Annotated in this window: 1 pseudogene; it reads left to right on the forward strand. The window is 63.6% G+C overall.

Going from position 1 to position 217, the window contains the following annotated elements:
• Positions 1 to 217 (forward strand): annotated as a pseudogene (locus tag B7449_RS16745) (zinc-binding alcohol dehydrogenase family protein); the annotation flags it as partial.

Here is a 217-nt window from a genome sequence, read left to right on the forward strand (position 1 = left end):
CGGATTTTGCCATCGGGGATGAGGTTTTCTACGCAGGCGCGCTCGATCGTCCGGGAACCGATGCCGAATTCCACCTGGTCGACGAGCGGATTGTCGGCCGTAAGCCCCGTTCCCTGAACTGGGCTGAAGCCGCGGCACTGCCGCTGACAGCGATCACCGCCTGGGAGATGCTGTTCGATCGCCTGGATATCCGTCGGTCAGTCCCCGGCGTGAAGCC

This window comes from Komagataeibacter intermedius TF2 (assembly GCF_000964425.1).
Lineage (GTDB): Bacteria > Pseudomonadota > Alphaproteobacteria > Acetobacterales > Acetobacteraceae > Komagataeibacter > Komagataeibacter intermedius.